The sequence below is a fragment of the Micromonospora sp. NPDC047187 genome (genome assembly GCF_040643355.1).
In the GTDB taxonomy this organism is placed as follows: Bacteria; Actinomycetota; Actinomycetes; order Mycobacteriales; family Micromonosporaceae; genus Micromonospora; species Micromonospora salmantinae.
In genome coordinates this window covers 1-25,360 of the sequence record NZ_JBEYUF010000039.1, presented here as the reverse complement: position 1 = coordinate 25,360, position 25,360 = coordinate 1, and the positions used below count along the sequence as shown (strand labels likewise).

The 25,360-nt window shown below is 67.2% G+C and carries 25 protein-coding genes and 1 pseudogene; 12 read left to right on the top strand and 14 right to left on the bottom strand.

Going from position 1 to position 25,360, the window contains the following annotated elements; translation table 11 throughout:
* Positions 1 to 467: 467 nt before the first annotated feature.
* Positions 468 to 2,024 (top strand): MFS transporter, encoded by a 1,557-nt coding sequence (locus tag ABZ794_RS32580; RefSeq protein WP_357519226.1) that lies wholly within the window; start codon positions 468 to 470, stop codon positions 2,022 to 2,024.
* Between the two features lie 262 nt (positions 2,025 to 2,286).
* Here ABZ794_RS32580 and ABZ794_RS32575 read toward each other — a convergent pair whose 3' ends face one another.
* Together ABZ794_RS32575 and ABZ794_RS32570 are read right to left on the bottom strand one after the other, a co-directional pair.
* Positions 2,287 to 2,688, bottom strand: a complete 402-nt coding sequence (locus tag ABZ794_RS32575; protein WP_357519224.1) for a DUF4260 domain-containing protein — start codon at positions 2,686 to 2,688, stop codon at positions 2,287 to 2,289.
* Positions 2,689 to 3,338: 650 nt separating this feature from the next.
* Positions 3,339 to 4,046, bottom strand: a complete 708-nt coding sequence (locus tag ABZ794_RS32570) for an SDR family oxidoreductase (protein WP_357519222.1) — start codon at positions 4,044 to 4,046, stop codon at positions 3,339 to 3,341.
* A 111-nt stretch (positions 4,047 to 4,157) separates the two neighbouring features.
* Here ABZ794_RS32570 and ABZ794_RS32565 point away from each other — a divergent pair, with 111 nt between their 5' ends.
* Positions 4,158 to 4,541, top strand: a complete 384-nt coding sequence (locus ABZ794_RS32565) for a MerR family transcriptional regulator (RefSeq protein WP_357519220.1) — start codon at positions 4,158 to 4,160, stop codon at positions 4,539 to 4,541.
* A 33-nt stretch (positions 4,542 to 4,574) separates the two neighbouring features.
* Positions 4,575 to 4,799, top strand: coding sequence for a hypothetical protein (locus ABZ794_RS32560; RefSeq protein ID WP_357519218.1), 225 nt, complete (start codon positions 4,575 to 4,577; stop codon positions 4,797 to 4,799).
* A 233-nt stretch (positions 4,800 to 5,032) separates the two neighbouring features.
* Here ABZ794_RS32560 and ABZ794_RS32555 read toward each other — a convergent pair whose 3' ends face one another.
* From ABZ794_RS32555 to ABZ794_RS32545, 3 genes are read right to left on the bottom strand one after another with little or no spacing between them, the layout of a single operon-like run.
* Positions 5,033 to 5,497, bottom strand: a complete 465-nt coding sequence (locus ABZ794_RS32555) for a MarR family transcriptional regulator (RefSeq protein WP_357519216.1) — start codon at positions 5,495 to 5,497, stop codon at positions 5,033 to 5,035.
* 46 nt (positions 5,498 to 5,543) lie between these two features.
* A complete protein-coding gene (locus ABZ794_RS32550) occupies positions 5,544 to 5,939 on the bottom strand; it encodes a nuclear transport factor 2 family protein (protein WP_357519214.1) in 396 nt (131 codons plus the stop codon).
* A gap of 2 nt (positions 5,940 to 5,941) precedes the next feature.
* Complete coding sequence (locus ABZ794_RS32545) at positions 5,942 to 6,253, bottom strand: hypothetical protein (protein ID WP_357519213.1); 312 nt, start codon at positions 6,251 to 6,253, stop codon at positions 5,942 to 5,944.
* A gap of 545 nt (positions 6,254 to 6,798) precedes the next feature.
* On the opposite strand from ABZ794_RS32545, the gene ABZ794_RS32540 reads away from it, so the two are divergent.
* The 6 genes from ABZ794_RS32540 to ABZ794_RS32515 all read left to right on the top strand — a co-directional run bounded on the left by ABZ794_RS32540 (position 6,799) and on the right by ABZ794_RS32515 (position 10,674).
* Positions 6,799 to 7,107, top strand: a complete 309-nt coding sequence (locus tag ABZ794_RS32540; RefSeq protein WP_356998673.1) for a GNAT family N-acetyltransferase — start codon at positions 6,799 to 6,801, stop codon at positions 7,105 to 7,107.
* A 39-nt stretch (positions 7,108 to 7,146) separates the two neighbouring features.
* Positions 7,147 to 7,428: a (4Fe-4S)-binding protein gene (locus tag ABZ794_RS32535; protein WP_357519211.1), complete on the top strand. Its 282-nt coding sequence runs from the start codon at positions 7,147 to 7,149 to the stop codon at positions 7,426 to 7,428.
* Between the two features lie 238 nt (positions 7,429 to 7,666).
* Positions 7,667 to 7,834 carry a hypothetical protein gene (locus ABZ794_RS32530; protein WP_357519209.1) on the top strand — a complete coding sequence of 56 codons (168 nt, stop codon included), beginning with the start codon at positions 7,667 to 7,669 and terminating at the stop codon, positions 7,832 to 7,834.
* A gap of 4 nt (positions 7,835 to 7,838) precedes the next feature.
* A complete protein-coding gene (locus ABZ794_RS32525) occupies positions 7,839 to 8,267 on the top strand; it encodes a hypothetical protein (RefSeq protein ID WP_357519207.1) in 429 nt (142 codons plus the stop codon).
* Positions 8,268 to 8,271: 4 nt separating this feature from the next.
* Positions 8,272 to 9,174 carry a DUF5996 family protein gene (locus ABZ794_RS32520; protein ID WP_357519205.1) on the top strand — a complete coding sequence of 301 codons (903 nt, stop codon included), beginning with the start codon at positions 8,272 to 8,274 and terminating at the stop codon, positions 9,172 to 9,174.
* Between the two features lie 660 nt (positions 9,175 to 9,834).
* A complete protein-coding gene (locus tag ABZ794_RS32515) occupies positions 9,835 to 10,674 on the top strand; it encodes a replication-relaxation family protein (protein ID WP_357519202.1) in 840 nt (279 codons plus the stop codon).
* 370 nt (positions 10,675 to 11,044) lie between these two features.
* Here the strand turns inward: ABZ794_RS32515 and ABZ794_RS32510 are convergent, their stop codons facing one another.
* The 5 genes from ABZ794_RS32510 to ABZ794_RS32490 all read right to left on the bottom strand — a co-directional run bounded on the left by ABZ794_RS32510 (position 11,045) and on the right by ABZ794_RS32490 (position 17,956).
* Positions 11,045 to 13,201 (bottom strand): hypothetical protein, encoded by a 2,157-nt coding sequence (locus ABZ794_RS32510; protein ID WP_357519201.1) that lies wholly within the window; start codon positions 13,199 to 13,201, stop codon positions 11,045 to 11,047.
* A 225-nt stretch (positions 13,202 to 13,426) separates the two neighbouring features.
* A complete protein-coding gene (locus ABZ794_RS32505; RefSeq protein ID WP_357519199.1) occupies positions 13,427 to 15,139 on the bottom strand; it encodes a carboxylesterase family protein in 1,713 nt (570 codons plus the stop codon).
* Between the two features lie 261 nt (positions 15,140 to 15,400).
* Positions 15,401 to 15,697, bottom strand: coding sequence for a hypothetical protein (locus ABZ794_RS32500; protein WP_357519197.1), 297 nt, complete (start codon positions 15,695 to 15,697; stop codon positions 15,401 to 15,403).
* Positions 15,698 to 15,940: 243 nt separating this feature from the next.
* On the bottom strand, positions 15,941 to 16,819 hold the full coding sequence (locus tag ABZ794_RS32495; RefSeq protein ID WP_357519195.1) for an LLM class flavin-dependent oxidoreductase: 879 nt from the start codon (positions 16,817 to 16,819) through the stop codon (positions 15,941 to 15,943).
* A gap of 117 nt (positions 16,820 to 16,936) precedes the next feature.
* Entirely contained in the window at positions 16,937 to 17,956 is a 1,020-nt protein-coding gene (locus ABZ794_RS32490; protein WP_357519193.1) for an aldo/keto reductase, read from the bottom strand.
* A 157-nt stretch (positions 17,957 to 18,113) separates the two neighbouring features.
* Here ABZ794_RS32490 and ABZ794_RS32485 point away from each other — a divergent pair, with 157 nt between their 5' ends.
* Positions 18,114 to 18,692 carry a TetR/AcrR family transcriptional regulator gene (locus ABZ794_RS32485; RefSeq protein ID WP_357519253.1) on the top strand — a complete coding sequence of 193 codons (579 nt, stop codon included), beginning with the start codon at positions 18,114 to 18,116 and terminating at the stop codon, positions 18,690 to 18,692.
* Positions 18,693 to 18,761: 69 nt separating this feature from the next.
* On the opposite strand, the gene ABZ794_RS32480 is transcribed toward ABZ794_RS32485, so the two are convergent.
* Positions 18,762 to 19,529, bottom strand: coding sequence for an SDR family oxidoreductase (locus ABZ794_RS32480; protein ID WP_357519191.1), 768 nt, complete (start codon positions 19,527 to 19,529; stop codon positions 18,762 to 18,764).
* A gap of 108 nt (positions 19,530 to 19,637) precedes the next feature.
* On the opposite strand from ABZ794_RS32480, the gene ABZ794_RS32475 reads away from it, so the two are divergent.
* The gene (locus tag ABZ794_RS32475) at positions 19,638 to 20,237 is read left to right on the top strand and encodes a TetR/AcrR family transcriptional regulator (RefSeq protein ID WP_357519189.1); all 600 of its coding nucleotides are present in this window, start codon (positions 19,638 to 19,640) and stop codon (positions 20,235 to 20,237) included.
* Between the two features lie 424 nt (positions 20,238 to 20,661).
* Here ABZ794_RS32475 and ABZ794_RS32470 read toward each other — a convergent pair.
* The 3 genes and pseudogenes from ABZ794_RS32470 to ABZ794_RS32460 form a co-directional block, all read right to left on the bottom strand.
* Positions 20,662 to 20,871: pseudogene (locus ABZ794_RS32470) on the bottom strand (transposase); the annotation flags it as partial.
* A 3-nt stretch (positions 20,872 to 20,874) separates the two neighbouring features.
* The gene (locus ABZ794_RS32465; RefSeq protein ID WP_357519187.1) at positions 20,875 to 22,545 is read right to left on the bottom strand and encodes a hypothetical protein; all 1,671 of its coding nucleotides are present in this window, start codon (positions 22,543 to 22,545) and stop codon (positions 20,875 to 20,877) included.
* Between the two features lie 495 nt (positions 22,546 to 23,040).
* Positions 23,041 to 23,928 (bottom strand): hypothetical protein, encoded by an 888-nt coding sequence (locus ABZ794_RS32460; protein ID WP_357519185.1) that lies wholly within the window; start codon positions 23,926 to 23,928, stop codon positions 23,041 to 23,043.
* A gap of 376 nt (positions 23,929 to 24,304) precedes the next feature.
* On the opposite strand from ABZ794_RS32460, the gene ABZ794_RS32455 reads away from it, so the two are divergent.
* The gene (locus ABZ794_RS32455; protein ID WP_357519183.1) at positions 24,305 to 25,201 is read left to right on the top strand and encodes a hypothetical protein; all 897 of its coding nucleotides are present in this window, start codon (positions 24,305 to 24,307) and stop codon (positions 25,199 to 25,201) included.
* Positions 25,202 to 25,360: the final 159 nt, after the last annotated feature.

The following is a 25,360-nucleotide window of genomic DNA, read 5'->3' as shown; positions in this document are numbered from 1 at the left end:
CGTCGATCAGGTCTGACGGATGCCGCCGCACTCGATCCATACCTGCCTACCGACCGAGCTACATCCATCGACCGGATCCACTGTGCGACACACCCGACTCGCCCACAAGCCAAACGCGCTCTCAGGCGCGCCGGTGGCCGATCGCTGATCGGGCTTGTGCCGGGCGGCGATGGTGCAGATCACGGCACAGTGAGGACCAGCCAAGGAATCGGGACTTGCACCGACGCCAAGCTGCCGCCACTGCTTCGAGCCTGACAACACGGCAACGACCGGCAACGGGGGTTGCCGAGGTGGTTGGCATGGGCAGACCCAGCGCGGACCCGCGGCTAAGTGATGGGGCGCGTCAGGCAACCACCCTTCAGCTAACGAACGATCACGCTGCATAACAACGCGGCTGTGTTGCCGAACCGACCAGCTGGTCTGTAAGCTGTAGCGATAGTGCACCCGACCTCTGATCAGGAACTTCCATGAATGACGCCGCCCCCAAGGCCACCGCCAGGAGCTGGATCGGTCTTGCCGTGCTGGTCCTGCCCCTGCTGCTGATAACTATCGATGGGACTGTCCTGATCCTGGGCCTGCCCGCGATCTCTGCTGAGTTGAGCCCCACAGGTGTCGAGCAGTTGTGGATGCTCGACGTCTATTCACTCGTGCTCGCCGGTCTGCTCGTGGCCATGAGCACCGTGGGTGATCGCTTCGGTCGGCGACGCAACCTGCTCATCGGCGCGGTCGTCTTTGCGGCCGCATCCGCTACCGGCGCCCTGGCCACATCGCCGTGGATGCTGATCGGCGCCCGCGCTCTCCTGGGTGTGGGCGGTGCGATCATGATGCCCTCGACACTGTCACTGGTGCGCAACATGTTCCTCGACCGGCAGCAGCGCCGCTATGCGATGGCCGCGTGGGCAGCGATGGCTTCGGTCGGCGCGGCGGTCGGACCGATTGTCGGCGGCTGGGTCATTGAGACATTCAGTTGGCAGGCCGCGTTCTTGATGAACATCCCCGTCATGCTGCTTCTGCTCATCCTTGGCCCGCTCCTACTGCCAGAGAGCCGCAACCCCGAGCTCCACAAGATCGACATCTTCAGTGTCGTGCTCTCTTTCGTGGGCATGATCGGCGTGGTCTACGCCATCAAGACCCTCACCGGCGGCAAGGACACCGCTCTCGGGATCGCTGCTCTCGTCGTCGGCGTGACCGCAATCGCCCTGTTCGTACGCAGGCAACTCACGCTCTCCGCTCCGCTCCTGGATGTCAGGCTGTTCAAGGTGCGATACTTCCGCGGCGCTGTCATCGCGGATCTGCTGTCGATCTTCGCGATGGTCGGCGCGCTGGTAGCACTGATCCAGTACCTCCAGCTTGTGCTCAGCCTCAACCCGCTCCAGGCGTCCATCTGGCTCATACCGCAGGCGATCTTCGCCGCTACCGCCGCATTCGTCGCGGCAGTGGTGGTCAAGCGCCTCCTCCCCGCCTACGTCATCACCGCCGGACTCCTGATCGCCGCTATCGGCTTCGGGTTGACCAACTTCCTGTCGCCATCATCGAGTCCAGCCCTGATCGCCGCATCTCTCGCGTTGGTCTCGCTGGGCGCGGGCATGGGACTTGCTCTGAGCAACGACATCATCATGAGTTCCGTCAAGCCCGAACGCGCAGGGCAGGCCGCCGCGACCTCGGAGACCGCGTACGAGATCGGCACGACATTGGGCACAGCCGTGCTGGGCGGGATACTCGTCGCCTGGTACACCCGGGTGGTCACCGACGGAACCGATGCGCTCGATCTGCCAGCGTCCGTTGCTGAACGGGCGTCCTCGACGATGGCAGAGGCCCTGCTGGTAGCGGCCGAGGTCGGCGGCGGTGACGGGGCGTCCATCCTCGAGATCGCCGAGTCCGCCTTCACCGACGCGATCATCGTCACCGGCATCGCCGGCGCCGGGATCATGGTCCTCACGGCGATCTGGGCCCTTGTCACGCTCCGAGGTGCGGCGGCAAACAAGGATCTCGCCGCAGAACATGAGAACGAACTCGCACCTTGATCCGGTTCCGGGAAACGGTCCTGCGCCGACTGGACCTGTCGGAGAACTACCCCGGCAAGATGCTTCGGGCATACGTTCGCGCGCTCTCGTCTGTTGCTGAACTCGCCACTGAAGGCACCTTCGCTCTGCGCGCCGGCCCAGAAGGTCGGCCAATTTCGCTCCGCCCGAGTGCGAGGTGAGTCAGTCGGTGTCGGGCTGAAATATCACGCGGTGCCGACGACATCCTCCGGGAACCCATCAGGCTTCTGATCCTGGATGTCCGTCAGAGCGGGTCAGGCCGTCGGGCCTTGCCGATCAAGCCGAGGTGGGTGTGCTCGAATCCTTCGGCTGTCTTGAGGCCGTAACCGAGGCCGCGATCGACGGCGATGTGGAACACCCAGGCAAGGGCCAGAACTCCGAGCCAACCGATCCGGTCGCCGAACCCGGCCGCGGCCACGGCTACCGCGCCCAGCGCAGCCGGCAGCGTGTAGGAGTGCGCCAGGTTGTAGCAGAAGGCCCCGAGGCGTGGCCCGCGCAGGTAGCCGAGCATGGACAGGTCGAAGACGAGGAAGAGGGCAAGCAGCGACCACCACGGGTACCCGGCGGTGACGGTCACGACGACGGCGAGAGCCGCGACGACGAGGCCCTCGACGCGCTGCACTGCGACCGGACTCAGGTACGGCATCTCACACCTCGATGTCGGACAGGGGTACGGGTGGGTTGTCTTCCCGTCGCTGGCCTGACCTCGGGAAGAGGATAGACCAGCGGTGGGGACCCTCGTGCTCCGTTACCGGACAACAGCTTCGTCGAAGGCGACCAGCCGCCTCGCGACCCAGGCGGGGTAGTCGTCGGCGAGGGGCAGGCCGCGCAGTGACAGGTACGGCGTGGGTTGCTGCGTCGGCATCAGGTTCTCCATGTATGTGGTCAGCTCCTGCGGTCCGAGGTGGAGCAGAGGAGCCCACTCCGAGTAGGGCGTCCTGGCGTGCCTTGCGGCGTGCCTGGAGGTGTTCGGCGACGGGGGGCAGTTGCCCGTACATCTGGGTGAAGGCCGACCACATGTCGGAGGCACCCGACCGGCGCTGCGCGTTTCCAGGTGAGGTGGACCCGCCGTTCATGGAGTTGTGGTGCCTGACTTGGCGTCTTGCGGGCGTTTTGTTGCCCACCACAACCCCATGATCGGCGAGGTGCGTGCCTCGTGTGGAGGTCGCGCAGGCCGCCCGGCTCCTGGACGCCATCCGGGGAGGCGCCCCGGGCACGGCCGCCACTTCTGCGCGTCCCCACCCCGGCCGCGCAGAAGTGGCGGCCGTGCCCGGGGCCTCCCGTCGACCTGCTTTGTCAGCTCGCCGAGGCGGCGGTGTAGAACTCGCTCGGGTCCCCGGCGAGGGATGCCTTGACGTAGGCGCTCCATTCGTCGGCAATGACCTCGAGCTTGTCGGCCTCGATGCCATCGAGTGCGGCACGGACCACGTCGGCGGGGGCCATCTTGTCGCCGTCATAGCCGGCCGCCATGTCGGTGTCGGCAGCGCCCAGGTGCAGCCCGGTCACGAGGGTGCCCTGCCCGGCGAGTTCGATGCGAATGCCGTTGGTCAGGCTCCACGCGGCTGCCTTCGCCGCGCTGTAGGCGTTGGCCCCGTCGTAGGAGAACCATGACAGAGCGGACAGGGCGTTGAGAATCCCCCCGCCGCCGTTACTGGCGAGCACTGGCGCGAACGCCCGAACCATGCCGAGGGTGCCGTAGAAGTGCGTGTCCATTTCCAACCGGATCTTGCTCAGGTCGCCGCTGATCAGGTTTGCCCCGGTGGCGAGCCCGGCGTTGTTGATCAGCAGGGTGACATCGGGGGCGGCGTCCGCCGCGTCCGCGACCGACTGTGGGTCGGTGACGTCCAGGCGCAGCTTCTCAACGCCGGCGATGTCGATCAGTTCCGGGTTGCGGGCCGTGGCATACACCTTGCTCGCGCCCCGCTCCAGCAGGTGTTGGGTGAAGTGCTTGCCGAGTCCACGGTTGGCGCCGGTGACGAGCGCGACCGAACCAGAAATACGCATGGGTGCCTCCACAGGCTCAAAGATGTTCCGTTGCGTGGGCTACGCTAGAACCTGACGCTGACGTTAGAGGCAAGTGTTGTGCCTGGCGTCACCAGTTGAGGGGGAGAAGTCGTGCGGATCGGTGAACTCGCCACCAGGACCGGGGTGTCGGTGCGAGCGCTGCGCTACTACGAGGAACAAGGACTGCTGACCAGCACACGCAGCAACGGCGGTCAGCGTCACTATGGCGACATGGCGGCCGACCGGGTGCACCTGATCCAGATGCTGTACGGCGCAGGCCTGTCCAGCAAGACGATCCTGGACCTCCTGCCGTGCGTCGACGCGAAGGTCACCACACCGCAGTCCCGAGCCATGCTGGACAGCGAGCGCGACCGCATCGACAAGCAGATCACCCGACTCGTCGAGGTCCGGGACCGGCTCGACGCGGTCATCGCGCTCAGCCTGAGTCCGGCCAGTGGCTGCACCACGGTGGACACCGTCACCGCGGCGGCGTAACGCACACCAGCCGTCCCGCGGTCAGCTCAGGACGTGCCGCCGCCGACGATACTGGCCTGCACCTTCATGCTGGAACTCGGTGGGGATCTGCGGTCGATCAGCCACCAAGCGGTGCAGCGACTGGTCGACCAGAATCAGTGGGAGGTACGCAGCGCCGGCACCGGTCTGGCCACCGCGCACCATGACGACGCCTCGCCGCTGCACTCGGCGAATGCGCCACTGGTGCAGCGGGCCCGCCGTCCTGCTGGACCGGGCTAAGGCGGCCGGCAATGTGGCCGGAGAGTCACCGCGAACGAGGTGTTCGAACTGGGACTTGCCCTGTCCTGGGCGATCGACGGCTTCGGCGACGACGAGGCCGAGGCGCGGGCGTGGCTTGGTGCACACGCAGGTCAGTGATCACGTAGACGGTCTGAACTACGGCACACTCGCCCGAGAGCAACTGGTGTCAACTGGATAGTACTAAGCCACCACACCGTCCTGTGGCATCTTCACTAGGCTTCTGCCTCGTCGAAAACTCGCACAACACGCGCGCTGATCCTGCCGAGTGCGGCGGCATCCGCTGCGCCCAGGCTATCGAAAAGGACGTCTCGAATCTCTGCACGTTGCGCGCGTAGCACGCGTACCACGAGCAGCCGACCTTGCGAGGTCAAGGTGGCTTCGTAGGCGCGTCGTCCCGTTGGTACACGACCGCGGGTGACCAGATCCTGGCGTTCCAGAACGTTTAGCGTATGGCTGACGCGGCTGGGCGAGAAGCGCAGCATGCCGGCGAGCGCTTTCAGGCCCAGCGTCTGATTCTCCGCGGCGCTAAGCAGGACCAGCAACTTGAAATGCCCGTGCGAGATGTTCCCGTCGCGCTGGGATTGTCGTTCCAGCGCGACCTCGAGGAGGTGGGCCGCCAGCACGAAGTCCTGCCATGCTGCGGCCCGGTCGAGGTCGTCGTCACGTCGCATCGTCACGGTGTCCATTTTTGCGTCGACGCATCGGCATGTCGACCTTCCGGGCCTACACCATGGCGTTGCCGTTGGCGGAGGCTTCGGCGGTGACGATGTCCTGAACGACGTCCCAGTGTTCCACGATACGTCCGTTCTCCAGCCGGAAGATGTCGACGATGGCCACAGGGTTCGGGGCCCAGCCACGGACGATGCTGTGGGTAAAGACCAGATCGCCCTGAGCGGCAACCCGTTGCGGCTCCCAGGAGAAGCCCTCCAGCCCCGGGACGACGTTGCGCAAGGTGTCAAGCCCGTTGGGCATCTGCGGGCTGTGCTGGACATAGGGTTCGGCCCAGTATCGGTCGATCGCGGTGAGATCCTTCTCCGCGAACAACTCTCGCATCGCGGTGAGCACGATTTCGGTGTTTCGCTTTGCCTGATCGTCCTGGGCGGCGGGGTATCGGGTCATGTTCAGGCCTCCTTGATCGTTCCGACAAAGTTGTAGAGCTTGCCGTCGACGGTCACGTTGGAATAGACCGTCCCGTTCTCGAAGTCCTCCAGGTGCGTGACGGTGGCCCCGCTCGCCTCGGTCCAGGAGTTCAGATAGACGCCTTCACGAATCTCTTGCAAGTTCAGAGCCACCGTTTCAGCGTGACCGTCGGGGGCGAGCCCCGCGCCCTGCACGACGACGAAGCTGCCCTGGGTCGGCGAATCAAAGGTGAACCGCACCTTCAGGTCGCCCAGATCGAAGCGGTAGCTACGGCCCGTTAATTGCCTGGTCATGACATGCCCTTCTGTTGCTCGCGGCACGACTCGCCGTTGAGTTGAACTCTCAACTCAGGGGCGCGTTTCAGCAAGGGATTGGGATGCAAGTCACCCAGGCGCTGCGAGCGGCTCGTCCCGAACGTCCGGGAGAGCCCGCTCTCCTAGCAGGACACCCACGTACCTGGAAAGAGGGGTCCTTCACTGAATGAGTGCCGCTGTAGATGACGGTTAAGCCGTTCGACCTCGTGACTGGTTGGTGGACAGGCCTCCTTGAAACGCGTTCGCAGCCGGTCCGGTAGTGGCGCCGTGTCATCACCGCATGTGACGCAGTGTCACTGGTCGCGGCCGGTTGCTGACGCACACTGGGTGGTGACCGCGGGATCGCCGCGTCACCGAGACGACGCGGGACGGCTGCGCCCGCACAACTTGGCGACGTCCAGCGACGCGTTGTCCACCAAGTCCTGATAACGGGTCGGCCCCGGAGGCCGGTGACGTTAAGTGACGCACCAACTAGACCGAACCACCGTGGCTTGAGATCCACGCTGAAGACACCTGGAGCAGACATGGCGGTAAGAGTGAGTGATGTCCCCGAGGCCAAGCGATACGAGGCCCGCGTCGACGGAGAGTCCAAGGTCGCGGGCGTCGCGCAGTACATCCGCACCACGGAACTCGTCGCGTTCGTACACACCGAGGTCTCGCCGGAGTACGAGGGAAGGGGAGTCGGGGCAGCACTGGCCCGCACCGCCCTCGACGAGGCGCGCGCCGCGAACCTGCTGGTCCTGGCCACCTGCCCATTTATCGCGGGGTGGATCGCCAGGCACCCCGAGTATCAGGACCTGGTGTACCAGGCCCACAGCAGGGTCAGTGACTGAACGGCCGAGCATGGCGACGACGCGACGACGGAGGCCGCTATGAGCAGCGGAGCCAACAAGAAGGCGTACAAGGGCCAGAAGATCACTGTCACGTTCGAGGCGAGGCGTTGCTTGCACGCCGCCGAGTGCGTCCGCGGCTTGCCGGAGGTCTTCGACACGGACCAGCGCCCGTGGATTCGGCCCGACGGTGCCGAGGCCGAACGCCTGGCCGAAGTGGTGCGGCGCTGCCCCTCGGGGGCACTGCAGTACGAACTCGTGGACGGCGGGGCCGAGACCCCGACCGGCCCACGCAGATCACGCCCAACTCCGTCGGACAGTTGATCGTGCACGGAGAGCTGAGCGTGCACCCGCCGGAAAGCCCGCGCGCCGAAACCAGGGCCGTCCTGTGTACTTGCGGGCAGAGCCGTCTTCAGCCGTACTGCGACCACGCGGGTCAGCCCTGCGGTCAGACACAGGGCTGACCCGCCACCCCGATCGCAGTTGAGGAGAAGAACTACGCCGCGGCGCAGTGGGTCGTTACCTATGACGCCACCCACGGGCTCGACCCGGCCGCCTCGCGATGGCCGGCGACTCCGTCGGCGGGAACGCGGCTATCGCTCTCACCCTGGCTGCCAAGCAGCACTGCGCCGTGCCGCTCGCCGGGCAGGTCTGTTCTCCCCGGTCACCGACGCACGTTTCGACACACGCTCTACCGGCAGTTCGCGGAGGGCTTCTTCCTGTGCCGTGACGTCATGCAGTGGTACTGCGACCAGTACACCACCGACGCCGCGCAGCATGGCGAGATCACCGCCTCGCCGCTGCGCGCCATCGCCGAGCAACTGGCCGGGTTGCACGCTCCGCAGAATCCGAGCGGCCGAGGCGATCCGCCAGGCCGCCAACTTCCTGTCCGCCCTTCTGCCGACCCGATGAAAGGTACTGGAATGAAACCCACCATCGTCCCTGTCCACGGCGCGTTCGCCGAGCCCGCCAGCTGGAACAGAGTGGTCCAGCGGCTGCACGCCGACGGCCCGCTCGCCGCACACCGCTTCATGGCCGAGCGCGCCGATGCTCGCGCCAACGTGGAACTTCCCGGGGCGTCGCATGCGATCCCCGCCTCAGACCCCACCGCGGTGGCCGAGATCATTCGCAAGGCGGCCACGTCGACCGGCTGGGAGGGTTAGGGCGATGCAGAACGCGATCACCGGGTCATGGCCCCGGCTGCGCGTGGCGGACTGGGCCGATACCCGCGACACGCTGCACATGTGGACCCAGATCATTGGCAAGATCCGGATGGCCTACACGCCGACGGTCAACCACTGGTGGCACGTCACGCTCTATCCGACCGCGCGCGGCCTGACCACGTCGCCGGTGCCGTACCGCGAGGGGACCTTCGACATCGAGTTCGACTTCCTCGATCACCGGCTTCGCCTGCGCACCAGCGACGGCGGCTTGAACGACATCGCGCTCGAACCGAAGCCAGTTGCGACGTTCTACCTCGAAACCTTCGAGGCGCTGGCAGCGCTCGGACTCAAGCCGCAGATCCATGCGATTCCCAACGAGGTCGAAATCGCGATCCCCTTCGCCGACGACCACAAGAACAAGTCGTACGACGGGGAGGCCGCGCGACTTTTCTGGCAGCAACTCTCGCAGGCCGAACGCGTTCTCGGCCGCTTCCGCTCAGAGTTCGTCGGCAAGGCAAGCCCGGTGCACTTCTTCTGGGGAGCGATGGATCTGGCCTATACGCGCTTCTCCGGCCGCGTCGCCCCGGCCCACCCGGGCGGCGTGCCCAACTGTCCGCCGGCGGTGATGCATGAGGGCTACTCGCACGAGCTGGCGAGCTTCGGGTTCTGGCCGGGCGGCGGCGAGGAGGGTGCCTTCTATGCGTACGCCTACCCGGAGCCGCCGGGCTATCCAGAGCGCACGGCCGCCTTCTACGACAAAGACCTGCGGGAGTGCGTGCTGCCCTATGAGACGGTCGCCAGCGCGCCCGATCCCGACGCCGTGCTGACCGAGTTCCTCCGCTCGACCTACGCGGCCGCCGCCGACCTGGCCAGATGGGAACGCTCCGCCCTGGAGGCGAAGCGCTAGCGCGGTGAGAGACGCGGATCGTGCTGGCCTGCGGAGACAGGCCCGAACACCCCTGGTTGCTGCCCAACCGGCGATCGACCGGGACTCGGTGTGGACCTGTCGGTCACGGTTCGGCGGCACGGCCCGGACGGGTTGCTGGACGACCCTGTCCGGGCCGGCCGCGGGCGGGGTGACTGCGGAGCAGGTGAAGCGCAGGTCGTGGTCGCGACCTTGAGAAAGCCTCGGCGGACGCGACGCAGTGGTCGACCCGGTCTTTGGTCGCATGCCCCAGCATGAGCCGCCTGAGCGACGTGACAGAGCTGCGAAGGTAGTGCCACCCGTGGGCAGGGTTCAGTCATTGTCGTTCGGGTCGGGCAGATGAACGCCTTCTGGACCAGATGGCGCTGTCACAACCGACCACCGGTTTCATCGACGCCCTCTGTTGCGGCTTCACTGAGCCTGCACCACCCGTGCCGCTGACTGGCTCCCGGATGCGGCTTGTCAACGCAGCACGCCGCCCGTGACCGTCCACCGTCATCAAGGGCGACAGTTCGAGGCTTCCTCTCCACGGGAGCGGTCCCGTCCCTCTACTTCCTGAAGAAACTCCTTATGAACAGCGATTCCTCTATTCCCCTGTTCCGTCCGTCGTCGTCCCGAACTCCGTCCAACAAGTCTCAGCGATTGTCGCAACTGCGTCGGCTGACCCCGCTCGACCGTGAGCTCCTCCCGTGGCTCGCTGAGCACTACGTGCTGTCCACCGCCCAGATCACCCGGGCGCTGTTCCCCTCGGAGCACTCGGCCCGGCTGCGCCTGGACACTCTGCACCGCATCGACGCCGTGCACCGGTTCGTTGACGTCACCACCGGCGATAACCAGCACCTCTACACCCTCGGCCCGCTCGGGATGCTCGTACATCCCACCACCTACACCGATCCCGAGCGGCCGGACACTCGTCCGCCACGCAGCAGCATCGAACGCACCGAACGCATCATCAGCAGCCCTCGACTGCGGCACCTGCTCGGCGTCAACCAACTCTTCGTCGACCTGGTCGCCTACACCCGCACCGACTCGCGTGCCCACCTGCGGCGCTGGTGGTCCGAGCAGCACACCACCGCCGCCTACCATCTCGCCAAGATCCGCCCCGACGGTCACGGCATTTGGACCGCCTGCGGCCAGACCGTGGGATTCTTCCTCGAACACGACAACGGCACCGAACCGCTTGCCACGGTGCTGCGCAAGCTGCGCGCCTACGAGCGCCTCGCCGAGTTCGGCCCCCGATACCCCGTCCTGCTGCGCGTGCCGCACCGCCGCCGTGAGGCTAGCCTGCTCGACGCCCTCGCCGGGGTGCCCATCGCCATGCCCGTGGCCACCGGCCTGCACGACGAGCACCCCGCCGGCCCCGCCTGGACCCTCACCACCGACCCCGGCCTGCGCCATTGGCTGCACGATCTGCCGTCGGACCACGGCCCTCACAACACTGCCACCAACCCCGACCGGTACATCGATCCCGACGACCACTGAACCCCATCTCGCGTGGCGGCTCACCCCCGGCTCACACCGCAGGTCACTGTCCGCGGCACGCCCTTTGCCAGGGGCATCCCGGCGGGAGCCGGCCATTCCTATTGCGTCGGACCGGTGGATGACGCGACAGCCGTCGATCGCTCGCCCTGCTTGGCGACTTTGCCGGGCCTGCACCACCGGCGGAGACAGGCCAAGTGACGTTGCAGTAGCGCCCACGGAGCACCGGCGGGCTCTTTACGACAACCTCGGACGCTGTCTCGTGCGACGTCGTCCGCTCGATCGCTGACCGGCACACGCAGCTCTTGCGGGCACCGCAGGCCGGTGGAACACACGCCGCAGCGCCCTGAGGTTCGACGACAGCTACAGCATCTCAGCCGGTCCGGAGCCGCTCGGACAGTTCGCAGACCGCCGCCTCGTATCGGTCGTCCGTCACGCACGGCTGATGACCGCACATCGCGGGCCAAACCGTGTCACGGCCCCGGGCATCGAGATCCTGCGGATCCCGAAGCCGGCGGTCCACCTCGGACCGCTGTCGCAGGGCGTCGTCACCCCCGCGTCCGGACGTGAAGATCCAGCCGCCGATGGGATCGGTGTCACGCCACAAGTTCACCCAGCGCCAGCCCAACCGGCGGCCGGCCTCACTCAGCACATCCCTGCCCACGTACGCCGGGAACAGGGTGCTGTAGAAGCGTCTGAGCGGGGAACCGTGCGTCAGCAGGGCGACTCTGGAGAGCACGGACGGCTCTAGTTGCAGGACGCTCGCCAGAGCGAGTACCGACCCGTGGCTGTGCGCCGCTACCAACACGTACCTCCCTTGCCGGACCAGCATGCTGATACGGCAGGCGAGTTCGGGCACGGCGCGCTCGGCGTAACACGGTGGGGCGAAGGGGTGAGCGGCACGCGGCCAGAACATCCCGAGGTCCCAGAGCATCCCGATGTAGCGACGAAAAGTGGCCATACGGTAGGCGAACAACCCTCCGAAGAACAGACCGACGAACAGCAACGCCATCAGGTAGCTGCCCAACTGGGTGCCCGCACTGACGAAATCGGACGGCAGGTTGACCAGGCTCTCCACAGCGAGACTCGGCTGCAGCTCGTCGAGGGCCAGAGCTGTGAAAGCCAGGCTCAGCGCGACGAGGCAGCAGTAGGTCAGCCCGAGCGGGCACAGTCGTTCCGTGAATTGCGCCCGGGCGATCGCGTCGCGCACCTGTGTCCGCCGTCGGGCCGTCCTCGCATCCGCCTCAGGAAAGTCACGCGCGACGATGCCGTCCGCTGTCCGCCGTCGGTGCCTCCGCGTGAACAGCACCATCACCGCACCCGCGACCGCTGCGCCAATGACCGACACGAAGAAGCCGAACATCGTCCACTTGTAGGGCAGAACAGGGCTGGTGGGCAGCACGTCGGGGGTGGGCAGGTCGCGGTCGAGGTAGTCCGATACGCGGTAGTTGAATTCGGTGGCGAAGCTGACCGCCAGTCCCACCGCCAGACACGCGAACAGCGGCGCACCCGACCAGCGCAGTCTCCCAAGGCTGCCCTCCCGGCCCACCAGTGCCGCGATCCCGAGCAGCGCCAGCAGGACGCCCTGCGTCCCGAAGAGCAGGACGACCGCGACGTCGTGGCCGGGCAGTCCGTCTCCGGCGGGCCACTCACTGCGATCGAACGCGACCCGTCCGATGACGGCGATCGTCACCACCACGGCAGTCGACCGCAGGGCACGGACCACCCCATCGACCACCGGGGTGCCGGCTACGGAGTCGATCACCGAAGGTACGCACAGCAGCACGACACTGGCGACAAGGACGAGCACGGCGCAGACCGTGAGCAGGACGTTGAGAAGGCTCGGTCCACGCGCAGCCCACAACGCCGCAACCAGACTGAGATCGAGCACAGCGAGACCGGTCGCCACATGGATGGAGCGAAGTCGCACCACTCCCGGCGTGGCGTTGGGCGTCCCGATCGCGCCCAGTGGTGTGTCGGCCGGCCCACCCGTAGGAGGGATGAAGTTGTCGTACCAGTGGCCGCACCGGGAGCCCACCAGCCACAACACCCAGATCGCGGCGACGGGCACCAGCGCTAGCAGCGCAATGCGCAATCCGGCCGGTTGACCGCCGAGCCAGGACAGCCAGGTCCGGCCACCGAGACAACTACCCAGGGACATGCACTTGCAGGCGAGCAGGTCCAACGCCACACCGACGAAAGACAAGACGTACAGGGCCGTGAGGCTCAGGCCGACCAGCCTGCAACCTACCCAGACCACACCGCCGCTGACCTTCGCCCGCGGCCGCATCCATGCCGCCGCGTTGCATGCCATGAACGGCAACAGCAACACCAGCGACAGCGTCCTCGCGGCGGCTCCGCTCCGCAGATCGCTCCACCGGTATGTCTCCAACACCACGCCGCAGGCGCCTCGGGAGTCACCATAACCTCTGCGGGGCCGGTAGAAGCCGCCCTTGCTGTCGCCGGCGACCCGCTGCACGTGCGGCCGATCCAGGATGTCATCCGCGCCGGCACCCAACACGCCGTGCACCCGCAACTCAACGACGTCACCCGGCGGGTGGCACCCACCCCGTGCACGGCACGGCGATGATTCCGGCATTCTTACCTCGCAGGCTGGGACAGACCTCGGAGCGAAGCGCTGGCCAGCCGCGCATACCCGAACGAGCCCATTACAGACGGGACTGCGTAGATTTCCGCATTTGATCCACCGCCCTTCGTCTATGCCGACAACCCGGGGTCGTTCTGACTTACTCGTCTAGGGGATCGGCCCGTCGTAGTCCATCCAGAAGTCGACGGCGTCGGAGCGTGGGCGGGGTGCCATCCCGCTGCCGTCGGCGAACTCCATGACGTGGTTGGGTGCTTGTTCGACCGTCGGCCAGGCCGGCAGGCCTGGTGCGTTGGGGTCGCCGGTGCGGACAAAGTTGACCCAGTACGCGCTCATCTGGTCGCGGAGCCGGTAGTCCGCCTCCGTGTAGTCGGCGGCGCTGTCGGCACCGAGGTTGTCGTACGCGTACGCGACCTCTGCGCCGTGGTAGGCGCCGTACTTCTCAAGACCCTTCTCGGGAGGGATGTGTGAGAAGAAGTAGAGGTAGGCGTCCGACTCACCCGTCTGCGTCTGCAGCTGAGCCCAGCGCCGCATGGCTCGGGTCATGATCTTGTCGGTTTCGGCCCGCAGGAGCGACTCGAGAACCTGTTCCGTTGTCTCCCCTGGATACAGATCGAGGAACCGATCCGCATCCCCACCGTATGTCTCGCGTGCGGACGACCGGTACTCGTCGACGTCCGTGTCCGGTGGGCTGGCCAGCGCGAGCGAGGCCTCGTCCGCGTTGCTGCCGACCAGGGTCGGCACGTCCAGTTGCTCCCCGGACGCGTAGGTCTCCGCCGGCGATCGCTCGAGCACGTGGCCGTCGACGGAGGGCTGCCAGTGCGCATCGAGCGCGCCCGCCGCGTCCACGACCCGCTCGACGGGCATTTCGCGCATCTCCTCGATGGTCGCCCCTCCCAGTTGCTCGCTCAGGCGGCGGCCGGCATCCTCTGCCGCCTCGCGCGTGTCAGTCTGGTCGCCGCGCTCGGTGTTGCCCGTGGTGCCCATGCACGCTCCGCTGCCGGCGACGATGCCGTCCACGAGGTCTTCGGCGAGCGGTGTCGCACCTAGGATGCAGACGCTCTCACCCCCGGCGGATTCGCCCGCGATCGTGACCTGGTCGGGGTTGCCGCCGAATGCCGCGATGTTGTCGCGCACCCACGCTAGGGCGGCGATCTGGTCGAGGATCCCGTAGTTGCCCGACGCGTCGTGCGCGGACTCGGCGGACAGTTCGGGATGGGAGAGGAAGCCGAGTACCCCCAGCCGGTAGTTGATGGTGACGGTGATCACCTGGCCCCGGGAGGCGAGCGCCTCGCCATCGTAGAGGGGGAGCGTGCCGGAACCGGTCGCGAAGCCGCCGCCCGGGATGTAGACGAGGACGGGAAGGTCCTCCGAGGCGGGTGTCGTGCTCCGCCAGATGTTGAGGGAGAGACTGTCCTCGCTCACGGGATACGGATTGAGGAACGTGCCTTCCAGGGGCACCTCCACGATCTGCGAGAGCGCCCGCGTGAAGAACGTGGAGGTGCCCTGAACCGGAACGGCGGAGAACCGGTCTGCGGTGAACACGCCCTCGCGCGGCTTCAGCGGCTCAGGCGCACGCCAACGCAGATCCCCCACCGGAGCCTGCGCGTACGGGATACCCGCGAAGACCTCGACGGTGCGCTCGTCGTTGTAGACCCCGGTGATCGGCCCCTGCTGCGTCTGCACCGGCCCGGACGGCGAGCGGTCCTCGCCGCCCGCGATGCGGGTCTGCGGCGGTGGATAGGCGAACACCGCCGCCCCGAAAACGAGCGTCCCGGCGAGCAGCCACGCACCTATCCGGAGCAACGCGTGCCCTCGGGCCCACGAGCGCACGGTCGCACCAAGCACCACGAGCAGCCCCACGACAAGTACCCAACCCCACCACGGACTCCGGTTGAGCCACGCGAGCACGAACGCGATAGCCGTCAGCGGGAACAGGGGGGCCCAGGGGCGGAGGGACCTCGCAAACCGTCGGCGCCCACCAAACCTGGCACCCTCCTGGACGACACCGATTGGGCGCTCTTGTCGCTCGCTTCCCACTCTTCACTCCTGTTGCTGAATTCAGAACCGACACACGTTCGCGCGAAGCGCTTCACTGGCGGGCGCACAGTGACCCGTCGCCTATCAGCGGACACCCTGGCCCCGAAACAGGGTCAAGCGCGGCGTCGCGGCATTCGACAGCGGGGGATTCACCAACGGCGCAGCGCTCGTCTGGCGGTGCGTGGTGGTCATCGGCGGGGCTCCCAGTGGAACAGTCGGGTGGTGAGGGCGGCGGCGATGGCGACCGAGGTCAGGGTCGTGCACGGTGCCGGAGGCCGGCCTGCGGCCGGACCGTACCTGGAAGGTGAGGTCCTTGACGGCGTGGAAGTCGCCGTAGGTGAGGTTCAGCCGGTCGACGTCGATGACAGGTGTAATGGACATGTACCCATGACAGCGCGGGCGCGGCCGACCCGTCAGTGGCGCCATGTCACGATCGCCTGTGACGTGGTGTCACTGGCCCCCGGATACCCGACTTCGACCCCGGCGAACGCATGCTCTCGGCCTGCCACCAGGGGAAGCTCTCCCGCGACGACGCGGTGCGGTATGGCCTGGGCGCGGTGCGCTCGCCCCGGTCTGTTGCGCCGCCCGGGTCGGAGATCAATTCAGGTCGACCCGCCGGGGCCGCTATGCGGTCGACGGGGTGATGAGCTCATCGGCGACCCAACGTGCGACGCCAGCGGGGTAGGGCACCGGCAATACGAGCACGATGTGCCCGAAGCCGGCGCCGATCGTCCTGCCGATGGCGTCCCGGGTGAGCCCGGGCTGGTCGTAGGAGACGGGCAGGTTGATCGAGCGGGTGATCGACGCTGGGTCGCGGCCAACTTCGGCGCAGTAGCGTTCCAGCAGGGCGCTGCGGCTGACGGCGTCGTCGACGTCCCCGCTGGCGATGTTCCAGATGTCCGCGTGCTCGGCGACCACCCGCAATGTGGCGGCGGAGCGGCCACCGATAACGATCGGCGGGTGCGGGCGCTGCACGGGCTTGGGGCTGGCGAACGCTCCGGTGAGGTCGACGTACGTTCCGTGGAAGTCGAACGGCTCGTTGTCGGTCCAGAGTCGCCGGATGACCGTGAGTGCCTCGGCGAGGCTGCCCACGGCGTCGGCGGTGTCGGCGAAGGGCAGGCCGTGCGCGGCGTACTCCCGCCGGGCCAGGGGGTGACCAGGCCGTGACCCGACGCCGATGCCGAAGTCGAGGCGCCCGCCGGAGACGATGTCGACGACCGTGGCGATCTTGGCGAGCATCGCGGGGGGCCGGAAGCGGTTGCTGGTCACCATTACGCCCAGTCGCAGCCGCTCGGTCTGCGCGGCGAGGGCGGAGAGCAGAGTCCAGCCTTCGTACGCCGATCCGCCCGGATCGCCACCGATGGGCATGAGGTGGTCGAACAGCCACGCGTGCTCGATCTCGGTGATGGCGTCCGCTTCCTGCCATACCCGCAGGATGTCGTGGTAGTCGACGTGCATCGGGGCGGTCATGAGCCCGAAGCTGGGCGAGGGCTTGCTTGGCATGGGTCCGTTCGTCCTTTCGGCGCCGAGCCTGGAAGGTCTGGCTGTGCGGCGGGTCAGCGGCAGGCGGACGCGCGGGCGCACGCCCGTCTGCCGTCTGGTCACTGACGTGCCGAGTGATCAGCGGCGGCGCAGCGCCGGATCGAGCAGGGCGGGCGGGGTGTCGTTCTTTTCGTGGGCGGCGAGGTCGACGCCGGGAGCCACGATCGCGTCGATCGCGTCCAGCACGTCGGCCGAGAGCACCGTGTCCGCGGCGGCGAGCTGCGAGCGGAGGTGGTCCATCGTGCGGGGGCCGATGATCGCGCTGGTCACGCCCGGGTGCGCGGTGACGAAGCCGAGCGCGAGTTGGATGATGCTGAGGCCGGCCTCGTCGGCGACTGTGGCGAGCTGCTCGACGGCGTCGAGCTTGGCGCGGTTGGCGGGGATGCTGATGTCGTAGCGCTGCTGCATGAAGCCCGAGCGGTTCGTGCTGATGTCCTGGCCGGCGCGGATCGCGCCGGAGAGCCAGCCCGATGCCAGCGGGCTCCAGGCGAGCACGCCCATGCCGTACTCCTGGGTCGCGGGGAGCACGTGGGTTTCGATGCCGCGCTGCAGGATCGAGTAGTTCGGCTGCTCGGTGACGTATCGGCTCAGACGTCCCTCGCGGGCTGCCCACTGCGCCTGCACAATGCGGTAGGCGGGGAAGGTCGAGGAGCCGAAGTAGCGGATCTTGCCCGCTCGTTGCAGGTCCGTCAGCGCCGACAGCGTCTCGTCGTCGCTGGTCGTCGGATCCCACCGGTGCATCTGGTAGAGGTCGACGTGGTCGACGCCGAGGCGACGCAGGCTGTTCTCCAGCGCGGTGACCAGCCAGCGGCGCGAGCCGCCCCGCTGGTTGCGGTCGTCGCCCATCGGCAGGGTCGCCTTGGTGGCCAGAACGACGTCGTCGCGGCGGCCGGCGATGGCCTTGCCGACCATCTCCTCGGACTGGCCGCCGCTGTAGGCGTCGGCGGTGTCGATGAGGTTGATCCCCGCGTCGAGCGCTGCGTCGACGATGGTGGTGGCGTCCTCCTGGGTGGTGTTGCCGATCTTGCCGAAGTTCATGGCGCCGAGCACGAGCGTGCTGACCTGCACGCCAGTGCGACCCAAGGTGCGGTATTGCATGACTGCTTCTCCTTCAGACGTCCGGCGGTCCACGGGTTTGGTGGTAGCGCGCTCGGTTCATTATGCTGAGCAAGCGGAGCGCGGTTCCGGTAAACACCATACGGAACAGCGTTCCGGATGCCAAGTGGAGTGACGGAGGTAACGCGACGTGGCTGACATCGACAGCGACTCGGAGCAACCCGTCCCGCGCAAGCGGGCCGACGCCCGGCGCAACGAGAGGGCCCTGCTCGACGCTGCCGCCGCGGCGTTCGTCACGTCCGGCGTCGACGTGCCCGTGCGCGACATCGCCGTCAGGGCGGGCGTCGGCGTGGGCACGATCTACCGCCACTTCCCCAGCCGGGCCGACCTCATCGTCGCCGTCTACCGGCACCAGATCGAGGCGTGCGCCGAGGCGGGACCGGCCCTGCTGGCCGAGAGTGACACACCGCACGTCGCCCTGGCGAAATGGATCGACCTGTTCGTCGACTTCCTGGTCACCAAGCACGGTCTCGCCGCTGCGCTACAGTCCGACGACGCCGCCTTCCAGAGCCTGCACGCCTACTTCCTCGACCGGCTCGTCCCGGTCTGCGGCCAGCTCCTCGATGCCGCCGTCGCCGCCGACGAGATCCGCCCCGACATGAACGCCTACGGGCTGCTGCGCGGCGTCGGCAATCTCTGCATCGGCGCGGGCAACGATCCCCGTTACGACGCACGCCGCCTGGTCGACCTCGTCGTGGCCGGGCTTCGCGTCCGCTAGTGCGGTGTCCACGAACGTTCACCGGGTCCGAAGGTCGTTGTGGATCCTCGCCTGTGGGCGAGTCCGTCCTCAGAGCGCGGTGCCGCCCGAAGCGTCGATGACCTGACCGGTCACCCAGCGCCCCTCGTCGGAGGCGAGGAAGGCGATGATGCTGGCGACGTCGTCGGTCTCGCCGAGCCGGCCGAGGGCGACGCGTGCCATCTGCTGCGCCGCGAGTTCCGGATTGTCGACAAGGTACTGGCTGTTCCGGGTCATGACGATGCCGGGTGACACCGAGTTGACGGTGATCCCGCGGGGGCCCAAATCCAGCGCCATGTCGTAGCTGAACCAGTTCAGCGCCGCCTTGCTGACGCCGTAGGCCAGCAGATCCGGGCTTCCGACTCTGGCCGCGGTGCTGGAGACGTTGATGATCCGGCCGCCGTCGCGCAGTCGCGGCAGCGCGAGCTTCGTGATGAAGAACGGCGCCTTGACGTTCACGGCCATCACCTGGTCGAACTCGTCCTCGGGGAGGTCGGCCAGCCGGGCGAAGCTTCCCTTGGCGGCGTTGTGAACGAGGATGTCGATCTTCCCGTCGGGCACGAACTCCCGGCCCGCCTTGTCGAAGGTCTCCCAGAAGTGAGCCGCGTCGCTGGGTGTGCCCAGCTCGGTGTGCACGGCGAACGCACGTCCGCCGTGCTTGCGGATGCGCTCCACCGTGTCGCGGGCCGCCGCCTCGTCATGACCGTAGCCGACGGCGACAGTCGCCCCGTCACGGGCGAACCGCTCGACTGTCGCCCGGCCGATTCCGTGACTGCCGCCGGTGACGACGGCCACTTTGTTCTGCAGTGCTCCTGACATGACCGCTCCTTTGTTGAATGATCGCTCAAGAGGAACCGTAGCTCGTTCTTGAGTGATCTACCAACAAGTCTCCGACCCGCTTTTGAGCGATCGCTCTAGAATGGGGGCATGGATACACCAGAGGTACGGCGAGGCCGGCCGCCGACCTTCGACCGGGCGGCGGCACTGGCGGCCGCCACTCGACTGTTCTGGGAGAACGGGTACGAGGGGACCTCCATCAGCGACCTGACCCGAGAGATGGGCATCCGGCCCGGCAGCCTCTATGCGGCGTTCGGCGACAAGAGGTCCCTGTTCAACGAGGTCATCGAGGCGTACGGTCGCTCCCCGGCCGGCGAGTTCATCTGGGCCGCCATGGCCAGGGAGCCGACGGCCTTCGATGCTTTCCGCCGCATCCTGCTCGACGCGGCGGCGATGTACACCGACCCCGAGACGCCGGCCGGAAACCTGCTCTGCAGCGCGGCCGCGGCCGACACCGATGTCGCCACCTACATGCGCGACCTGCGCAACGCCAGCGTCGGCACCTTCGAGAAGCGCCTGGCAACGGCCCGGCAAGAGGGCGAACTACCGGCGACAGCCGACCCCCGCAAGCTTGCCGCGTACTTCACGGCCGTCATGCACGGCATGTCCCAGCGCGCCCGGGATGGCGCCACGGCGGCGGAGCTCACCGATACCGCGGAACTGGCCATGGCCACCTGGCCGGCGCGCTGACCGCCGCGGACCTCCCTGGCTGCCAGCGAACCAGGACTCGTACGGGCCGATGGCTGGCGCCGACCGGCGTCTCGGGTCGCCTGACGCCGTGCCTGCACGTGTGGTGTGAATCGATGTACAGCGTTGCGGGTGAGCGGGCTGAAGCCCGCCGCGCGTCCGTCATCTGAGACACCGATCCCACGGGCATCATCCTGAGCGGGCCCTTCAGACTGGAGACCTCTTCGGCGCGCCCGCAGAGGTAGGACCGGGCCCGCCTGGTTGAGCCCGGCGGACGTCGCGATGAAGGCGGTTGACGGCACGGGGGAGGCTCCAGCGACCGGGCAGCCCTGAGATGTTAGGGCCAGCCAACTTCTACCCACGGTTGTCACCCAGCTTCCGAGACTGCTCTGACGCGGAGGCCGTGAGACCTGAAATATGCCTAGCAGTCGTCGTCGTAGCCCCGGTCGGCGTAGATCCGGTCGGGTCGTTGCCGGGGTCGGCCGCGGATGCCTTTGATCGGTGGGATCTTGTCTATCAGGGGCAGTAGATGGGTGACGTCGTGACGGTTGCCGCCGGTCAGGGACGCGGCGAGGGTGATGCCGCCCGCGTCGGTGATGACGTGGTGTTTCGAGCCTGGCTTGCGGCGGTCGACCGGGCGTTAGGGGTTCTTGGTGTTGGTGTCGATGGTGTAAACCACGTCTGGCCCGACGTCATGGCGGGTGATGCCGGGTACGTCGGGGATGTCAAGCAGTGGTTCGTACGGGGTACCTTGGACCCGGTCGCGCAGCAGGACGACGCTGCGGATGCCGAGCTGGTGCAACCGATCCAAGGCCGGCTCGCTGGGGAAGGTCGCCATAACGTCGCGGATCGCCTGACGGTTGGGTGTGGTGTAGCTGGCCGCACCGTTGACCATGGTGGGAAAACCGTCGGTCGACCAAAGTAGGACGTTGAGGTCGATACCGTCGTTGGACGGCAATACCATGATGGGAGCGTGCGCGGAGGCTAGCGCCATCGCGGCCGGTTTGGCTGGGGTTTGGGGGTGGTCCAGGTCAGGCAGGCCCTCAGCTAGCACGAGGACCAGCAACGGAACGGTCAGTAGCCGTGCCGCTCCCACCGACCATTTCGGCTCGGCGCCCCTGCGAGCCACCTCGGCCAGCTGGGTAACCAGGCCGGCCGCGAGGATGGCCAGGCAGAGAGTGGGCCACAAGATCAAGCGGCCTGGTGTACGGGATCCATCGAACCCGGGCACATAAAGATAGAGCAGGCGGTAGATCGGCCCGTTCGTGCCCAGCGCGAACAACACTCCGACGACCGTCCCAAGCAGCAGCAGAAGCCGTTGCGCCGGTGACCAGCGGGATAGGAACAGGCCGGCGAAGGCCAGTAGATACAGTGCATACCCGCATAGCAGCACTTTCTCAGTCGGTACGCCACCAAGAGCGGTGCGGGCGTCGTTGTGCAGGGTGCCCCAGGGCAGTGAGGACTGCGGCGCCACGAGAAGTCCGCGCAGTGTCGGGGAGAAGTGCGCGACGTAGTCCCAGTCCCGGGTGACATGTGGGTTGAGCTCGCGCACGTGTTGGTACGCGTACGCGAAGTATCCGGTCACCGCGGTGAAGACCAGCCCGCCGATCAGATTAGCGACGATCAGCCGGAGGCTGAGGCGTGGGCGGTGGATCAGCCAGGCTAAAAGTGTGATCAGGCAGAGGGCGGCGAGGACGTATACGAATCCCAGCCCGACGCCGAAGCCTAGGCTGACCTGCCAGGCCGCGACGAGCCAGCCGGCGAACGCCCAGCCCGGCCGGACTCGTTCGGCAAGGTAGCCGCGGGTGAACGAGAGTCCGTGGCCGCGCGCCAGCATCGCCAGGGCCAGAGTGATACCACCGGTGGAGAGAATATTCAGATGGCCGTCGTGGCCGTAGCGCCAGGGCGCGTAGGCGAGGGCGGCCCCGGCTACCGCGGCGGCGACCTTGTTCGCGCCAAGTTGGCGCAGGAGCGCGTAGCCGCCGAGGAAGGCGAGCGCGAAAGCCAGCACGAACAGGATGTTGTAGCGCAGCACGGCGCCGACTACACCGTTGCCTATCAGCCCTGCCGGGGCATAGCCGAGCAGGCTGTCGTTCAGGGCTAGGCCGTACGTGTCGGGATAGAAGGCGTTGGTATCCCACAGGCCACGCAGACCGTGGGTGAGTGCGTGGCCACCCCATCCCACCAGCCATGCTTGGGCCGTCGGGTCACCCACGTCACCGACGATGGTGTGGGCCGGGTCGGCGATCGGCACAGTCTTGGCGCCGGCAGTCAGCACGCGAACCGCATATGGCGGAATCAGCCAGATCATCGCGACAGCGAGGAGCACTGAACCGAGGCTCGCGATACTCAGTTCCCGCCGATGGACCCCACGTGTCAGCCAGTCCCTCGTGCCTCGACCGGCGCGCGCGAGTCGGCCAGTTTGTCCAAGCTCGCTGAGAGTGACGGCTGATGTGGGGCCTCCCGCCGGTGGCTCTACCTGCGTCATCACATTGACCCTCACTGTTGAACCGCCGCAGTAAATCATGAGCAGGGCGGCGCATAGAGTCAAGGCATCGACCAATGTCGTTTCGGTTGCCGGGCCTTACGCTGTCTGTCACTGTTCAAGGCGCCGGGGACGGTGCCCCGCCCAGACCAAGTCGGCCGCTGATGACCTCGCACGCAATCCGTGCCGGTAGCGTACCGGCGGCGTCGAAGCGATGGCTCGCCCAGCAGTTCCCTCCGCCAACGCGATGACAGGTTGCTCCACTGTCCACCGATCAACTCCCGAAGACCAGGACCAGGGACAGCCGACGCTTCCCTGCTGCTAATCGAATACCTCGAACCGGTCCAGGAGTACGCCGGCCTCGTCGGACAAGACGGCGGCCTCCAGTTCGAGCAGGGGTATCGCGTCGTTCCCGGGGCCGTCTTGTTCGACGAATGGTCTGCCCACGTACGGGTTCTTGCTAATGCCGGTGGGGTCGGGGGTGTAACGCCAGTGTGCGTCGCGGTGGCGCCGGGCGATCTCGCCGACGTACCAGATCGCCCCCTGGACGAAGTCGTCGTCCGCCGGTTCGCGCAGGGCGTCCTTGGCCGGGATCCGGCGTCGTACGATCTGCTCCAGTGCCAGCAATGACTCCGGGCTGAAGTCCAGATCGTCGGCTCGGCCGGTGGCGGCGGACCACTCGGGGAATCCTTGTTCACGGATGGTCAGCCAGTGTGTGAGCCATGGATCGGTGGGTGCGGCATCCAAGGTCTCCGTGTGTAACGCCGGCTGATCGGTACGGCGCGGTTCCCAGACGGGATCGTCGTTCCGGCGCGTGGCCGCTAGCGCTCGGATACGTTCGTACGTGGCCGACCACACCGTCCCGGTGCGGTGTACAAGGGCGTCAAGGACGAGCCGCATGGGCTCGGCCGTTTCGCCGACGCCGAGGTCGGTGACGGGGTGTTCGGAGTCCGGGTCCCAGGTCCAGGCGCCTCCGCCGATGGTGAGCAATACTTCCCCAAGGTAGCCGCCGGCTGCTTCGGCCAGTCCCTCGCGTGGCGGCTGCCCGGCCGGTGTCTCGGCGAGCAGTGTGTGTTCGAGGTCGCGTAGGGATTCGACGGAATTATCGAGGGACTCGTCGGGTCCGACGACGAAATCCCGGAGTCCCGCAAGCATCGGCTCGAGCCGCTCGCGCCAGTCGTCGAGCTTCGCTTCGGTCGCGTCCTGCACGAGGGTCACCGTAGCAATGAAGCGATGCCCGAAACCTTGCTGGACGATCAAGCCGCCAGAGGCAACTTCCCACCAACCGCATCGGGAACGGCGCTCGAACCCTGCGCCGGCGGTCGAGCCGGTCGACGTAATGTCGGCGCTGTCACCAGGTGCCCCGCACTCGGATGACGGGGGGCGAGTGGGTGGTCTATACGCCAGTTGTACGGCGATTGTACGGGCCACACCGTACCGTTCTGCTGTCCAGACCGGCCATCGGGGAGCACCCCCGTGCGCCCTGGATGCGCGGCAACGCACGACGCCCAAGCGGGACCGTTTATCCACACCCCGCGCGCGGCGACCCTCGCCCCACAGTCGTACTACTGGAGGATCTTGCCTCATGCGTAAATCCATCGTGGCCGCCGCGACGGCGCTGAGCGTCGTCGCGACCGGTCTCGCCGTGGCTGGAGTCGTCGTGCCCGCCGGGCCGGCGGCTGCGGCGCTCAGTGACGTTCCCGCGGACTGTAGCGTCTCCACGGCGGCGTACCGTTCCGATGGACAGCGTCTCAGCTACGTGTACTCCGACAGGACGACCAGCACCAAGGCCTACGCCAACGACAACCTTGGCTGGGTGCCGTCGGCGCATCAGCAGATCGGTGCCTCTGGTGACGACACCAGCTTCCGCAGCACCGAGTACGCCGCCCATCCGACCGACGGCTGGCTCTACAAGGTGAGCCGCCAGGGCGAGTTGGTCGACGGCACCTGGAGAGTCACGGCGATCACCGCCAGCCGCCTCAAGAACGGGTTCGCCGATACCCGCATCCTCGCATCGGCGTCGCCGTACCTCTACCGCGTGGCGGGCACTTCGCTCTACCGCTACACGGAGACCTACGTGGACGACGTGTTCACGCTCTCCGCGCCGGTGAGGCTGACCACCACCGGCTGGGACACGGTCAACACACTGACCTACGAGCGCAGCGGCGGAACGGGCAGCGCCGCCGTGGACGTGCTGATCGGTACCAAGGCCAACGGGGAGCTCAAGGAGTGGCGAGTCAACCGGGCCACCCCGACAACGATCACCTCGAAGGTACTGCGGTCGAGCGGCTGGGGACCCTTCACCAGCCTCAGCACGGGCTACTGTGACGCGCACCCCAACGGCCGGCCGCTGCTCGGGATCACCGCCGCCGGTTCGGCCTCCGTGCACTTCGACGCCCTGAAGACGGACGGAGTCGGCACGGACATCAAGGGTGGCTCCCTCGGTTCGCTCGGCTGGACCGCGAAAGCTTACGGTCAGTAGCGGGAGGACCTCCGTGAGTCCGTCCGAGACTAGCTGTCCTCGGACGGACTCGTCCGAACTCACGACGGCGCCGTGGCGGCGAAGCGGTACCGGGGTTGTCGGGACGGCGCCGGGGTGTGGTAGTGTGAAACGCCGTCCAACACCTTCAGGGCGTGTGGC